The 14,126-nt window shown below is 66.2% G+C and carries 13 protein-coding genes; 7 read left to right on the plus strand and 6 right to left on the minus strand.

Annotated features, from left to right (window positions below):
* The first annotated feature begins 133 nt into the window (after positions 1–133).
* A complete protein-coding gene (gene xseA / locus J2739_RS06310) occupies positions 134–1,444 on the plus strand; it encodes an exodeoxyribonuclease VII large subunit (RefSeq protein WP_309899637.1) in 1,311 nt (436 codons plus the stop codon).
* Positions 1,445–1,491: 47 nt separating this feature from the next.
* Complete coding sequence (locus J2739_RS06315; protein WP_309899639.1) at positions 1,492–2,073, plus strand: superoxide dismutase; 582 nt, start codon at positions 1,492–1,494, stop codon at positions 2,071–2,073.
* Between the two features lie 67 nt (positions 2,074–2,140).
* Here J2739_RS06315 and J2739_RS06320 read toward each other — a convergent pair whose 3' ends face one another.
* The 3 genes from J2739_RS06320 to J2739_RS06330 form a co-directional block, all read right to left on the minus strand.
* Positions 2,141–2,593 carry a DUF192 domain-containing protein gene (locus J2739_RS06320; protein ID WP_309899641.1) on the minus strand — a complete coding sequence of 151 codons (453 nt, stop codon included), beginning with the start codon at positions 2,591–2,593 and terminating at the stop codon, positions 2,141–2,143.
* Between the two features lie 75 nt (positions 2,594–2,668).
* The gene (locus tag J2739_RS06325) at positions 2,669–2,857 is read right to left on the minus strand and encodes a hypothetical protein (protein ID WP_309899644.1); all 189 of its coding nucleotides are present in this window, start codon (positions 2,855–2,857) and stop codon (positions 2,669–2,671) included.
* A 156-nt stretch (positions 2,858–3,013) separates the two neighbouring features.
* Positions 3,014–3,331: a cell envelope biogenesis protein TolA gene (locus tag J2739_RS06330; protein ID WP_309899646.1), complete on the minus strand. Its 318-nt coding sequence runs from the start codon at positions 3,329–3,331 to the stop codon at positions 3,014–3,016.
* Between the two features lie 193 nt (positions 3,332–3,524).
* Here J2739_RS06330 and icd point away from each other — a divergent pair, with 193 nt between their 5' ends.
* The 5 genes from icd to sbcB all read left to right on the plus strand — a co-directional run bounded on the left by icd (position 3,525) and on the right by sbcB (position 10,810).
* A complete protein-coding gene (icd, locus tag J2739_RS06335; RefSeq protein ID WP_309899648.1) occupies positions 3,525–4,784 on the plus strand; it encodes an NADP-dependent isocitrate dehydrogenase in 1,260 nt (419 codons plus the stop codon).
* Positions 4,785–5,015: 231 nt separating this feature from the next.
* The gene (gene clpS / locus J2739_RS06340) at positions 5,016–5,375 is read left to right on the plus strand and encodes an ATP-dependent Clp protease adapter ClpS (protein WP_309899650.1); all 360 of its coding nucleotides are present in this window, start codon (positions 5,016–5,018) and stop codon (positions 5,373–5,375) included.
* Between the two features lie 55 nt (positions 5,376–5,430).
* Positions 5,431–7,749, plus strand: a complete 2,319-nt coding sequence (clpA, locus tag J2739_RS06345; RefSeq protein WP_309899652.1) for an ATP-dependent Clp protease ATP-binding subunit ClpA — start codon at positions 5,431–5,433, stop codon at positions 7,747–7,749.
* 82 nt (positions 7,750–7,831) lie between these two features.
* On the plus strand, positions 7,832–9,289 hold the full coding sequence (cls, locus tag J2739_RS06350) for a cardiolipin synthase (RefSeq protein ID WP_309899654.1): 1,458 nt from the start codon (positions 7,832–7,834) through the stop codon (positions 9,287–9,289).
* Positions 9,290–9,367: 78 nt separating this feature from the next.
* Entirely contained in the window at positions 9,368–10,810 is a 1,443-nt protein-coding gene (sbcB, locus tag J2739_RS06355) for an exodeoxyribonuclease I (RefSeq protein ID WP_309899656.1), read from the plus strand.
* A 39-nt stretch (positions 10,811–10,849) separates the two neighbouring features.
* On the opposite strand, the gene J2739_RS06360 is transcribed toward sbcB, so the two are convergent.
* Genes J2739_RS06360 through J2739_RS06370 form a run of 3 tightly spaced genes read right to left on the minus strand, consistent with a single transcriptional unit; the run spans position 10,850 to position 14,107 of the window.
* Positions 10,850–12,130 carry an amidohydrolase family protein gene (locus J2739_RS06360; RefSeq protein WP_309899658.1) on the minus strand — a complete coding sequence of 427 codons (1,281 nt, stop codon included), beginning with the start codon at positions 12,128–12,130 and terminating at the stop codon, positions 10,850–10,852.
* 4 nt (positions 12,131–12,134) lie between these two features.
* A complete protein-coding gene (locus J2739_RS06365; RefSeq protein ID WP_309899660.1) occupies positions 12,135–13,055 on the minus strand; it encodes an ABC transporter permease in 921 nt (306 codons plus the stop codon).
* Positions 13,046–14,107, minus strand: a complete 1,062-nt coding sequence (locus J2739_RS06370) for an ABC transporter permease (RefSeq protein WP_309899973.1) — start codon at positions 14,105–14,107, stop codon at positions 13,046–13,048. Before J2739_RS06370 ends, J2739_RS06365 begins: the two co-directional genes overlap by 10 nt.
* Positions 14,108–14,126 lie beyond the last annotated feature (19 nt).

Raw genomic sequence — 14,126 nt, forward strand, 5'->3', positions numbered from 1 at the left:
TTTTGAGCAGTACTTTTTTCAATCAAATCAAGGTCTTGTACGTGAACTCATGCATTGCCTGCCAATGCCTCGCAAGGAGCAGGGGCCAACACCCTGCTTGTGGACGACTGGCCGCTCGTGATGCTTTCGACCTATGAGCGAATTTGAGACGCAGAGGGCGGCGCCACGGGTGTGGGCCGTCGGGGCGCTGTGCCACGCCGTTGCGGATGCGCTCGATGCCCGCTTCAATCCGGTCGCGGTGCGCGGCGAGATCAGCGGGTTCTCGCGTGCCGCCAGCGGCCACTGTTACTTCGCGCTGAAGGACGAAAGCGGCCAATTGAGGTGCGCCATGTTCAGGCGTGCCGCGGTCCTCCTTGATTTCTCGCCGCGCGACGGCGACCGGGTCGAGGTCCGCGGGCGCTTGGCGGTGTACGAGCCGCGCGGCGATTTGCAATTGGTTGTCGAGAGCCTGCGCCGGGCCGGGCAGGGCGCGCTGTTCGAGCAGTTCCTGCAGCGCAAGGCGCGTCTGGAGGCCGAAGGCCTGTTCGAACCCGAGCGCAAGCGGGCGCTGCCGGCCATGCCGAGGGCCATCGGCCTCGTGACTTCGCTCGGCGCCGCCGCGCTGCACGACGTGGTCACCGCCCTGCGGCGACGCGTGCCGCACATTCCCGTCGTGCTGGCACCGGCCGCCGTCCAGGGTCCTGGCGCGCCGGCAGAACTGCTGCGTTCGCTGCGGTCGCTCTATGCGCTGCGGCGGCCGCAGGTCGACGTGATCCTGCTGGTGCGCGGAGGCGGCTCGATCGAGGATCTCTGGGCCTTCAACGACGAAGTGCTGGCGCGCACGATCGTGCAAAGCCCGGTACCGGTCGTCAGCGGTGTCGGCCATGAAACCGACTTCACCATTGCCGATTTCTGCGCCGACGTCCGCGCGCCGACCCCCACCGCCGCGGCCGAGCTCGCAGCCGCTCCGCGCGAGTTGTGGGTGGCGGCGCTGGCCTTGCTCGAGCAGCGGCTGCGCCGGGCGCTTTCGAGGCGCGTGGACCAATTGAACCAGCGTGTCGACGACGCAGCGTCCCGTCTGGCGCGCCCGTCGACGCTGGTTCTGCGCCAGGAATTGCGTCTGGTGCAGCATGCCCAGCGCCTGCGCCATGCGGCGTTGTCGCGGACAGAGCGGCTAAACCATGCACAGCAAGCGTTGCAGGCCGAGTTGCCGCTCAAGTTCGCCCGCGCGTTGGCGCGGCGCAGGGAACGGCTGGAACGGGCAACGCTGCGATTGCAACTGCTCGATCCCGCGCTGGTGCTCGAACGCGGCTATGCATGGCTCACCGGCGCCGATGGCAAGGCCATCACCCGGGCACAGCATCTGGCGCCCGGCGACCCCGTCCAGGCGCGCCTGGCCGACGGCACCGCCGATATGACCGTTGTCGGAACGGACACGAGACTGCGTCCGACGCGAGTGACGTGATTCCTTTCTAGAATGCTTCGTCCCACAACCAACCTGCGAGAAAAGACATGGAACACGTCCTTCCACCCCTCCCATATCCGCTGGACGCGCTGGCGCCCGAGTACTCCAAGGAAACGCTGGAGTACCACTACGGCAAGCATCACAACGCCTATGTGGTGAACCTCAACAACCTGCAGAAGGGCACCGAGTTCGAGAACATGGAACTCGAGGACATCGTCAAGAAGTCCAGCGGCGGCATCTACAACAACGCCGCGCAGATCTGGAACCACACCTTCTTCTGGAACTGCATGAAGCCCTCCGGCGGCGGCGAGCCCACCGGCGCACTGGCCAAGGCGATCGAGGCCAAGTGGGGCGGCTACGCGGCCTTCAAGGAAGCTTTCGTGAAGTCGGCGGTGGGCAACTTCGGTTCGGGCTGGACCTGGTTGGTGAAGAAGGCCGACGGCGGGGTGGACATCGTCAACATGGGCGCCGCGGGAACGCCGCTGACGACCGGCGACAAGCCACTGCTGACGGTGGACGTCTGGGAACACGCCTACTACATCGACTACCGGAACCTGCGTCCTAAATACGTCGAGACCTTCCTCGCCAAGCTCGTGAACTGGGACTTCGCCGCGAAGAACTTCGGCTGACCTGATTTGCTGTTGCAACAAGAAAGCCGACCCGCGAGTCGGCTTTTTATTTGGGCGCCGATGCGGCTCAGCGCTTTTTGGCGAACAGCTCGCCGCCCAGCTTTGCGCCCTTCTTGATGTTCTTGTGGGCGAACCAGCCCTGGTTCATTTCGAGCACGAAGCGCACCGGTTCCTCGGAGCAATGGGAGTCGTCGGTCTGCGGCTTCATGTCTGCCAGGTTGACGATGCGTCCGTCATCGGCGATGAACGCGGCAGTCAGCGGCAGCAGGGTGTTGCGCATCCAGAAGCACTGGGTGGCTGGCTGCTCGAATACGAAGATCATCCCCTCGGTCTGGGGCATTTCATTGCGAAACATGAGGCCGATCTGCCGCTGCTCCGGGGTCTGTGCCACCTGCGCGTCGATCTGGTACATGCCGGCCGAAAGCCTCACGCGCTGGAGACCGGTTTGGGCTTGCTGGGCGAGCGCTGATGCAACCAACGAGGCGAACAGGGCGAGCAGGACGATGAGGCGCTGGAACATGGGACGACTCGGGTGCAAGGTGCGGCGCAAACAAAAATGCCCGCACAGGCGGGCATGGGCGATGGGTGCAGGAGCTTACACCTTCTTCACGGCATGGTGCGACTTGTGAGCGACGTGGCGGACCTTTTTCTTGGTCACTTTCTGGGTCATCTTCACCGCATGGACCGAGGCGCTGGGAACGACCACAGGCGCGGAAGCGTCCTGGGCGGCAAAAGCGCCGACGGCAAAGAAACCGGCGACCAACGCGGCGAGCAGCTTATTCATGAAAAATCCTTTGAATTTCGAAAATATGGATTGCATCCCTCGTCGAGGGCGCCCGCGTTCAACGACGTGGAAGATCGGCAGTTGACAGGACTGCAACAGCGGGCAAAAAAAAGCGCTCCAACGAGCGCTTTTTTGCTGGGTTCAGAGCCTGGCGGCTTACTGAGGCGTGCCGCCTTGGGCGGGAACCGGCCTCTTGCCGCCGCCCTTGGCGGGACGGCGCGTATCGCGAGAATCGCGGCGGGCCTGGGCGGCCTTGTCGGCGCCGGTGGCGGTCACGCCGCCGCTGCCTTCCGCCACTTTGCCCTGATCTCCCGCGGCAGGCTTGACCTGACCAGCAGGCTTGGAGGCCTTCCTGGCTTCGGCTCGATCAGCGGCCTTGCCCTGACCCTGGGGGTTGACTTCAGCGGGTTGGGTCTGCGCGAATGCGGCGGTGGCGAACAAGCCGGCCATCATGACTGCGAGAACTTTGCTCATTACAGGATCCTCTGTGGAAATGGATTGAAAACGCCTCCCGGCCAGCAGAAGGTCCGTCAACAACGAGGGCTATATAGCCGCGGTTGACAGAACCTTCCACCTCCTCCGGTTGCGTCTAAAATTCTACGGCTATTCAGCCGGCTGGAAACATGGTGTCTTCCTGCCTTAATTCAGACCCGGAGTTCTCGCTCTCATGTCCAGTTTCCAACACATCAAAGTCCCGGCCGAGGGTCAGAAGATCACGGTCAATGCCGACAATTCCCTCAATGTGCCTGACCAGCCCATCATCCCTTTCATCGAGGGTGACGGCACCGGCGTCGACATCACGCCCGTGATGATCAAGGTGGTCGACGCGGCCGTGGCCAAGGCCTATGGCGGCAAGAGGAAGATCCGGTGGATGGAGGTCTATGCCGGCGAAAAGTCGATCAAGGTTTACGGCCCGGACGTCTGGCTGCCGGAGGAAACGCTGCAGGCAGTGCGCGACTACGTGGTTTCGATCAAGGGCCCGCTGACGACGCCGGTCGGCGGCGGCATCCGTTCGCTGAACGTGGCGCTGCGCCAGGAACTCGACCTGTACGTCTGCCTGCGTCCCATCCAGTACTTCGAGGGCGTGCCCAGCCCGGTCAAGGAGCCGCACAAGACCCATATGGTGATCTTTCGGGAGAACTCCGAAGACATCTACGCCGGGATCGAGTTCGAAGCCGAGAGCGACAAGGCGAAGAAGCTCATCAAGATCCTGCAGGAGGACTTCGGCGTCAAGAAGATCCGTTTCCCCAGCACCTCGGGCCTGGGCATCAAGCCCGTGTCGCGCGAAGGCACCGAGCGCCTGGTACGCAAGGCCATCCAGTACGCGATCGACAACGACAAGCCGAGCGTGACCATTGTCCACAAGGGCAACATCATGAAGTTCACCGAGGGCGCCTTCCGCGACTGGGCGTATGGGCTGGCGGCCAGGGAGTTCGGTGCCGAACTTGTCGACGGCGGCCCCTGGATGAAGTTCAAGAACCCCAAGAGCGGCAAGGAAATCACGGTGAAGGACTCGATCGCCGACGCCTTCCTGCAACAGATATTGCTGCGCCCCGCCGAGTACAGCGTGATCGCCACCTTGAACCTGAACGGCGACTACGTCTCCGACGCCCTGGCGGCCCAGGTCGGCGGCATCGGCATCGCGCCCGGCGCCAACCTGAGCGACACCGTCGCCATGTTCGAAGCGACGCATGGCACGGCGCCGAAATATGCCGGCAAGGACTACGTGAACCCCGGCTCAGAGATCCTTTCGGCCGAGATGATGCTCCGCCACATGGGCTGGACCGAGGCCGCCGACCTGATCATCCGCTCGATGGAAAAGTCCATCGCCAGCAAGAAGGTGACCTACGACTTCGCCCGCCTGATGGAGGGCGCCACCCAGGTGAGCTGCTCGGGCTTCGGCCAGGTCATGATTGACAACATGTAAAAGCGGTCCGCGAGGCGTCTGTGGATGCTTCTGCGCCAAGCCTCGGTCTCCGCAAGGCGCCGAGGCTTTCTTTTTGCTGCAGCGCCAGATGCGCCCAGCAAAGGACGGCACGGCGCTTGCATGCACTTTCCCTGCAAACCTGTCGCCCTGCGTCTTGAATGTCACAAAGCCGCCACCAGTTGTCCGATCACGGGCGCTGCAAGCGGCGGTCGGCTCGATAAAATGAATTTCATGGCTACCAGAATCCCTTCGACCCCCCCCACGCCGCCGGCCGTGACGCCGCGGCGGGACGACGGTGATGCGGTCGTGATCGAGCGGCGCCCGCAGAAGACTGCGCCGCCGCAGATGTACCAGGTGGTGATGCTCAACGACGACTACACGCCGATGGAGTTCGTGATCGTCGTGATCCAGGAGTTCTTCAACAAGGACCGGGAGACCGCCACCCAGATCATGCTCAAGATCCATCTCGACGGCCGCGGCATCTGCGGCGTCTATTCACGCGACATGGCGGCCACCAAGGTCAATCAGGTGATGGAAGCGGCCCACCAGGCCGGGCATCCCTTGCAGTGCGTCAGTGAACCGGTTGAATAAATTGCGCTCCAACCCATCTGAGAATTAAATTTACAGCAAAGCCAAAGGAAATCACATGATTGCCCAGGAACTGGAAGTCAGCTTGCACATGGCTTTTGTGGAAGCAAGGCAGCAACGCCATGAGTTCATCACGGTGGAGCATCTGCTGCTCGCTTTGCTGGACAACCCGAGCGCCGCCGAAGTTCTGCGCGCCTGCTCGGCCAATGTGGACGACCTTCGCGCGTCGCTCACGAATTTCATCAAGGACAACACCCCGCAGGTGGCCGGCACCGACGATGTGGACACGCAGCCCACGCTCGGTTTCCAGCGCGTGATCCAGCGCGCCATCATGCATGTGCAGTCCACCGGCAACGGCAAGAAGGAAGTCACCGGCGCCAACGTGCTGGTCGCGATCTTCGGCGAGAAGGACTCGCATGCCGTCTACTACCTGCACCAGCAGGGCGTGACGCGTCTCGACGTGGTGAATTTCATTGCCCACGGCATCAAGAAGAGCGACCCGCCTGAAGCTGCCAAGAGCAGCAGCGAATCTTCGTCCGAAGGCGAAGAGAGCGGTGGCGAGAAGAACGAGAAGTCGTCCCCGCTCGAGCAGTTCACCCAAAACCTCAACCAGATGGCCAAGGACGGCAAGATCGATCCGCTGATCGGCCGTGAGTACGAGGTCGAGCGCGTCATCCAGATCCTGTGCCGCCGCCGCAAGAACAACCCGCTGCTGGTGGGCGAGGCCGGCGTGGGCAAGACCGCGATCGCCGAGGGCCTGGCTTGGCGCATCACGCAGGGCGACGTGCCGGAGATCCTGGCCGAGTCGCACGTGTACTCGCTCGACATGGGCGCGCTGCTGGCCGGCACCAAGTACCGTGGCGACTTCGAGCAGCGCCTGAAGGGGGTGCTCAAGTCCCTCAAGGACAAGCCTAACGCGATCCTCTTCATCGACGAGATCCACACGCTGATCGGTGCCGGCGCCGCCTCCGGCGGTACGCTGGATGCCTCCAACCTGCTGAAGCCCGCCCTGTCTAGCGGCCAGCTCAAGTGCATCGGCGCCACCACCTTCACCGAGTACCGCGGCATCTTCGAGAAGGATGCGGCCCTGTCCCGGCGCTTCCAGAAGGTGGATGTGGTCGAGCCGACCGTGCAGGAAACCGTCGACATCCTGAAGGGCCTGAAGTCGCGCTTCGAAGAGCACCATGGCGTGAAGTACGGCGTGGCCGCACTGCAGGCCGCGGCGGAGCTGAGCGCCAAGTACATCAATGACCGTCACCTGCCCGACAAGGCGATCGACGTCATCGATGAGGCCGGCGCCGCCCAGCGCATCCTGCCGGCGAACAAGCGCAAGAAGACCATCAGCAAGAGCGAGGTCGAGGAAATCGTCGCCAAGATTGCGCGCATTCCCCCGGCCAACGTCTCGAACGACGACCGCGGCAAGCTGCAGAACATCGAGCGCGACCTCAAGAGCGTGGTGTTCGGCCAGGACAAGGCGCTCGAGGTGCTGGCCTCGTCCGTCAAGATGGCACGTTCCGGCCTGGGCCGCGACGACAAGCCAATCGGCTCCTTCCTGTTCAGCGGCCCCACCGGCGTCGGCAAGACCGAGGCGGCGAAGCAACTGGCCTACATCATGGGCATCGAGCTGATCCGCTTCGACATGTCGGAGTACATGGAGCGCCATGCGGTGAGCCGGCTGATCGGCGCGCCTCCCGGCTACGTCGGTTTCGACCAGGGCGGCCTGCTCACCGAGGCGATCACCAAGAAGCCGCACGCGGTGCTGCTGCTCGACGAAATCGAGAAGGCGCACCCGGACATCTTCAACGTGCTGCTGCAGGTGATGGACCACGGCACGCTGACCGACAACAACGGGCGCAAGGCCGACTTCCGCAACGTGATCATCGTGATGACCACCAACGCGGGCGCGGAGACCATGAACAAGGCGACCATCGGGTTCACCAATCCGCGCCAGGCGGGCGACGAGATGGGTGACATCAAGCGCCTGTTCACGCCGGAGTTCCGCAACCGCCTGGACGCGATCGTGAGCTTCAAGTCGCTGGACGAGCAGATCATCCTGCGCGTGGTCGACAAGTTCCTGCTGCAGCTCGAAACCCAGTTGGCCGAGAAGAAGGTCGACGTCACCTTCACCGACACGCTGCGCAAGCACCTGGCGAAGAAGGGCTTCGATCCGCTGATGGGTGCACGGCCGATGCAGCGCCTGATCCAGGACACGATCCGCCGCGCCCTGGCCGACGAGCTGCTGTTCGGACGCCTGCAGGAAGGCGGGCGTCTCACGGTGGACCTCGACGACAAGGAAGAAGTCCAGCTGGACATCCAGCCGGTTCCCAAAAAGGAAGGGCGCGCCAAGCCCGAGGCCGAAGAGGCCGCCACGGGCTGACCCGCGATCCTGGGGGACTCCGTCCCGAGGCCGGTAGCATTCGCGCTACCGGCTTTTTTTTGCACGAATCTCTCTTCTCCCTTTGATCCTCCCCCAGCTCAGCCAGGAATGGAAGACCGGCCTCTCCCTCGCGTGGAGCGGCTACATCGCGGTGCTTTCCGTCTGGATCGTGATGCAGAAGCGTGCGCCGGTCTCGACGATGAGCTGGATCCTCTCGCTGGCGCTGCTGCCTTTTGCGGGATTTCTCATCTACTACTTCCTCGGGCCGCAGCGGCTGAAGAAGCAGCGCCTCAAGCGGCTGCGCAGCCGGGCGATCGCACAGGCGCCGGCCGACGTGGCGAGCTTGCGCGCGGCGGCCGAGCGGGCGCCGCCGGCGTTGCGGCAGATGGCCGCGCTCGGCACGGCGGCCTGCGGGCTGCCGGTATCGAGTGCGACCGCCACCGAGCTGCTGTCCGGCGGCGCCCGCACCTTCGATGCCATCTTCGAGGCGATCCGCCAGGCGCGCGACCACATTCACCTCGAGTACTACATCTTCGAGCCTGACAGGACCGGAACGGCCCTGCGCGACCTGCTCATCGAACGCGCGCGCGGAGGCGTCACCGTGCGCCTGCTGCTCGATGCGCTGGGCTCCAAGCGCATCGGACGCCGCTTCATGGCGCCCATGCTCGAGGCGGGCATCGAGGTGGCGCTGTTCCACGACACCCGCATCGGCCGGCGGCTGCGGCCGGTGACCAACTACCGTACCCACCGCAAGATCGTCGTGTGCGACGGCCGCGTCGGCTTCACCGGCGGCGTCAACATCACCGACGAGGAAGACCGCCGCATCCGGCCCGACGCCTACCACGACGCCCACCTGCGCATCGAGGGCAGCGCCGTGCGCTGGCTGCAGACCACCTTTCTCGAGGACTGGACCTACGCCACCGGCGAAGACCCGCGCCGCATCAACGAGACCCTGGACGTCCTGCTGCCGCGCCTGCCGGGCCAGGAAGGCGCGGGCGACATCCCCGTTCAGATCGTTACCAGCGGCCCCGACAGCGCCCTCGAAGCCATCCACCGCATGCACGTCGCGGCCATCCACTCGGCTTCGCATCGGGCCTGGCTGACCACGCCGTACTTCGTGCCCGGCGAGCCGGCGCTGATGGCCATGACCAGCGCTGCGCTGCGCGGTGTGGACGTGCGGCTGCTGGTGCCGCGGCGCAGCGATTCGCTGATCGTGAGCGCCGCGGCGCGCTCCTACTACGACGAGCTGATTGCGGCCGGCGTCAAGATCTGGGAGTACAAGGCGCGCATGCTGCACTCCAAGACGCTGGTGGTGGACGACCACTGCGCGATCATCGGCACCGCCAACTTCGACAATCGCAGCTTCCGCCTCAACTTCGAGGTGTGTGCCGTGATCTACGGGCCGGCCCTCGCCAAGCCACTGGCGGCGCAGTTCGAGACCGACCTGCACAGCGCTGCCGCGATCCGTGGGCAGCGGCGCGAAAGTTTCGCGCGCCGGCTCGGCGATGCGGCCGCGCGGCTGTTTTCGCCGCTTCTATAAAGGCGGGAACGGAATCGGATTGCCGGACGCGAAGGTTCGCGAAAGGCGCAAAAGCAAGAAGAGGGAGAAACACTTTTGATGACGACGCAGACTTTTCTTTGGCACGACTACGAGACCTTCGGCGTCGAGCCGCGGCGCGACCGGCCGTCGCAGTTCGCCGGGGTTCGCACCGATGCCGAGCTCAACGAGATCGGCGAGCCCTTGATGATCTACTGCAAGCCCGCGCCCGACTACCTGCCGAGCGCGGAGTCGTGCCTGATCACGGGCATCACGCCGCAGCTGTGCCTCGAGCGCGGCCTGCCCGAGCACGAGTTCGCCGCGAAGATCGAAGCCGCGTTCTCGCAACCCGGGACCATCGGCGTGGGCTACAACACCATCCGCTTCGATGACGAGGTGACGCGCTTTCTGTTCTGGCGCAACCTCATCGACCCCTATGCGCGCGAGTGGCAGAACGACTGCGGCCGCTGGGACCTGCTCGATGTCGTTCGGCTCTGCTACGCCCTGCGGCCCGATGGCATCGAGTGGCCGACGAAGGAAGACGGCTCGCCCAGCTTCAAGCTCGAAGACCTCGCGCGCGCCAACGGGCTGCTGCACGAGGCGGCGCACGATGCGCTCTCCGATGTGCGCGCCACCATCGCACTGGCGCGCCTGATCCGCACGCGCCAGCCCAAGCTCTTCGACTTCGCCCTGGGACTGCACAGGAAAGACCGCGTCACCGGCGAGCTGGGCTTGCCGGCCACGCGCGAGACGGCGCGGCCCTTCCTGCACGTCTCGGGCATGTTCCCGGCCGAGCGCGGCTGCCTCGCCGTCATGTGGCCGCTGGCGACCCATCCGACCAACAAGAACGAGCTGCTCGCCTGGGACCTCGCCCACGACCCCAGCGAGCTGCGCGACTTGGATGTCGCGACCCTGCGCCTGCGCCTCTTCACGCGCAGCGCCGACCTGCCGGAAGGCGTGCTGCGCCTGCCGCTGAAAGGCGTTCACCTGAACAAGTCGCCGATGGTGGTCGGCAACCTCAAGACGCTCGCGCCGGCCATGGCCACGCGCTGGGGAATCGACCTCGAAGCGGCCATGCGCCATGCGACGCTGGCGGCGGCCTTGCCCGACATGAGCGCGATCTGGCCGCAGGTCTACGAGCGGCCGCGCGCAGAGACGCCCGATGTCGACGAAGACCTCTACGGCGGCTTTGTCGGCAACGGCGACCGCCGGCGGCTCACGCAGCTGCGCGGCCTGTCGCCGGCCGAGCTGGCGCGTTCGCGCACGGGCTTCGACGACCCGCGGCTGGAGGAACTGGTGTTTCGCTACCGCGCCCGCAACTTTCCCGACACCCTCGATGCGGAGGCGCTCGCGCGCTGGGAGGCGCATCGTACGGCACGCCTGCTCGAAGGCGAGGGCGGTGCGCGCAACGTCGATCGGCTCTTCGCCGAGATCGATGCCCTGGCCGAGACCGCGGACGAGCGCGGCGAGGAGATTCTCGGTGCGCTGTACGAATACGCCGAGGCCATCGTCCCCTCCGCTTGAGGTGCGCCGTCGCGCCGCTCGGACGAAGCGCCGGGTCGCTCAGCGCGTTGACGGCATCCAGCTCGTCGATGCCGGCCGACCCGGCAATTGCAGTGCCGCCGTCGCCGCCGGCGTCTCGGCCAGCAGCCGCCCCTTGCGCCAGACCTTGAGCCGCGGCGCGCGCAGCCGGATCGCCTCGACCGGATCGCGCGCCTGCAGCAGCACGAAACTCGCATCGCAGCCGGCGTCCAGGCCGTAGCCTTCGAGCCCGAAGACCTTCGCGGCATTCAACGTCACCGCGTCGAAGCACTGCCGCATGCCCTGCTGGCTGGTCATCTGCGCCACGTGCAGCCCCATGTGCGCCACTTCCAGCATGTCGCCGGAACCCATGCCGTACCAAGGGTCCATGACGCAGTCGTGCCCGAAGGCCACGTTCACGCCCTGCGCCATCAGCTCCGGCACGCGTGTCATGCCGCGGCGCTTGGGGTAGGTGTCGTGCCGGCCCTGCAGCGTGATGTTGATGAGCGGGTTGGCCACGACCGCGACGCCGGCCTCGGCGACGAGCGGCAGCAGCTTGCTCGCGTAGTAGTTGTCCATCGAGTGCATCGAGGTGCAATGCGAGCCCGTGACACGCCCCTGCAGGCCGAGCCGCTGCGCCTCGAAAGCCAGCGTCTCGATATGGCGCGAGAGCGGGTCGTCCGATTCGTCGCAATGCATGTCCACCGGCAGCGCGCGCTCGGCGGCCAGCTCGCACAGCAGCTTGACGCTGGCGGCGCCGTCGGCCATGGTCCGCTCGAAATGCGGAATGCCGCCGACCACGTCCACGCCTTTGTCGAGCGCGCGCTTCAGGTTGTCGACGCCGCCCGGCGTGCGCAGCACGCCATCCTGCGGAAAGGCGACCAGCTGCAGCGTGAGGTAGGGCGCCACGCGCTTCTTCACCTCGAGCAGCGCGTCGACCGCCAGCAGGCTCGGGTCGCTCGTGTCGACATGGCTGCGGATCGCCAGCAGGCCCTTGGCCACCGCCCAGTCGCAGTAGGCGAGGGCGCGCTCGATCAGCGCTTCGGCGGTGAGCAGCGGCTTCAGCTCGCCCCACAGCGCGATGCCTTCGAGCAGCGTTCCGCTCTCGTTGACCCGCGGCAGGCCGTAGCTCAGTGTCGCGTCCATGTGGAAATGCGGATCGACGAAATGCGGCGCGACCAACAGGCCTTGCGCATCGCACTTGTCGTGCGCCGGTGCATCGAGGCCCGCCGCCACCTCGGCGATGCGGCCGTCCTGCACGGCAATGGACATGCCGCTGCGCCCATCGGGGAGCGTGGCGTTGTGGACGAGTAGATCGAGCATGGCGTCAGCGTTCTCCCTTGCGATACGGCTTCATGAGAGCCTGCGGATAGCCCGCCTTGCGCGCCACCAGCACCAGCGCCACGATCGACAGCACGTAGGGCAGCATCAGGTACAGCTGGTATGGCAGCAGCGCGTCGCCCGATTGTTGCAGCCGCAGCTGCAGCGCGTCGAAGAAGGCGAACAGCAAGGCGCCCAGCAGGGCCTTGCCCGGCCGCCAGGAGGCGAAGACCACCAGGGCCACGCAGATCCAGCCGCGGCCGTTGACCATGTTGAAGAAGAAGGCGTTGAAGGCCGAGAGCGTGAGAAAGGACCCGGCCACGCCCATCAGGGCCGAGCCGGCCACGATCGCGCCGGTGCGTGCCGCCGCGACCGACACGCCCTGGCCCTCTGCCGCCTGCGGGTTCTCGCCCACCATGCGCAGCGCCAGTCCCATCGGCGTGCGGTAGAGCAGGTACGCCAGCAGCGGCACCAGCAGCAGCGCCAGCAGCGTGAGCGGCGTCTGCGCGTCGAGCACGGGGATGGGCAGCCATTCCATCGGCGCGAAGGGCGTGACCGTCGGCGGCGTGTTCACCTTCGGGAAGCTCACGCGGTAGCCGTAGTAGCTGAGCGCCGTCGCCAGCAGCGTGATGCCCAGCCCCGACACGTGCTGCGACAGCGCGAGCCCCACGGTGAGCAAGGCATGCAGCAGCCCGAAGACCGCGCCGGCGATCGCCGCCACCGCCACGCCCGCCCACAGCGGCGCGCCGGCATACACCGCGAGCCAGCCCGCGAAGGCGCCCGCGACCATGATGCCTTCGATGCCGAGGTTCAACACCCCCGCGCGCTCGCACAGCAGCACGCCCAGCGTGCCGAAGACCAGCGGCGTCGCGATGCGCAGCACCGCCACCCAGAAGGCCTGGTTGGAAAGGATCTCGGCTATTTCCATCGTGCCCTGTATTGCGTCAGCAGCGTGGCCACCAGCACCGCGATCAGCGAGGCCGCGACGATCACGTCGGCGATGTAGGTGGGCACGCCGATCGCGCGGCTCATGGTGTCGGCGCCCACCTGCACGCCGGCCACGAACACGCCCGCGGCCAGCACGCCCAGCGGATGCAGCCCGGCCAGCATCGCGATCACAATGCCGCTGTAGCCGTAGCCCGGCGACATGTCCAGCGTGACATAGCTGGTGCGGCCCGCGACCTCGATCGCGCCGGCCAGCCCCGCCAGCGCGCCCGAGATCAAGGCCACCAGCACCAGGGTGCGCGTGACCGGCACGCCGGCGAAGGCCGCCGCGCGCGCGTTGGCGCCCAGCGCGCGGATGTCGAAGCCGATCACCGTGTACTTGAAGAGCACCCAGGCCAGCAGCGCCAGCACGCCGGCCCACAGCAGCCCGGTGTGGACGCGGGTCTGCGCGACCAGCCGACTCAGCTCGAGCTCGGGTTGCAGCGACACGCTCTGCGGCCAGCCCATCGCGCTCGGGTCCTTCATCGGACCATCGAGCAGCGCCGAGGCGCCGAGCAGCACGATGAAGTTGATCAGCAGCGTGGTCACCACCTCGTCCACGCCCAGCTTGTTCTTCATCAGTGCGGGGCCCAGCAGCAGCAGGGCGCCCACGCAGGCGGCGGCCGCCATCATGAGCGGGAACAGCAGCCAGGCCGGCAGCGCGAAGCCGGTGCCGCCGTGCAGTCCGCCCACCGCTACGGCAGCGAGCGCGCCGCCGTAGAACTGCCCCTCCGCGCCAATGTTGTAGAGGCGGGCCTTGAAGGCCACGGTGGCGGCCAGGCCGGTGAGGATCAGCGGCGTGGCGCGCGTCAGCGTCTCGCTCCAGGCGAAGACCGACCCGAAGCCGCCTTGCAGCAGCAGTGCGTAGGTGCGGCCCACCGGCGCGCCGGCCCACAGCACCAGCAGCGCGCTGACCAGCAGCGTGAAGCCGATCGCGCCGACCGGCGCCAGCAGCAGCGCGGCGCGCGAGGTCTCGTGGCGGCGCTCCAGCCGCATCACGGGTGCGGTCCCCAGC

Source organism: Variovorax soli (genome assembly GCF_031454625.1).
Taxonomy (GTDB): Bacteria; Pseudomonadota; Gammaproteobacteria; order Burkholderiales; family Burkholderiaceae_C; genus Variovorax; species Variovorax soli_A.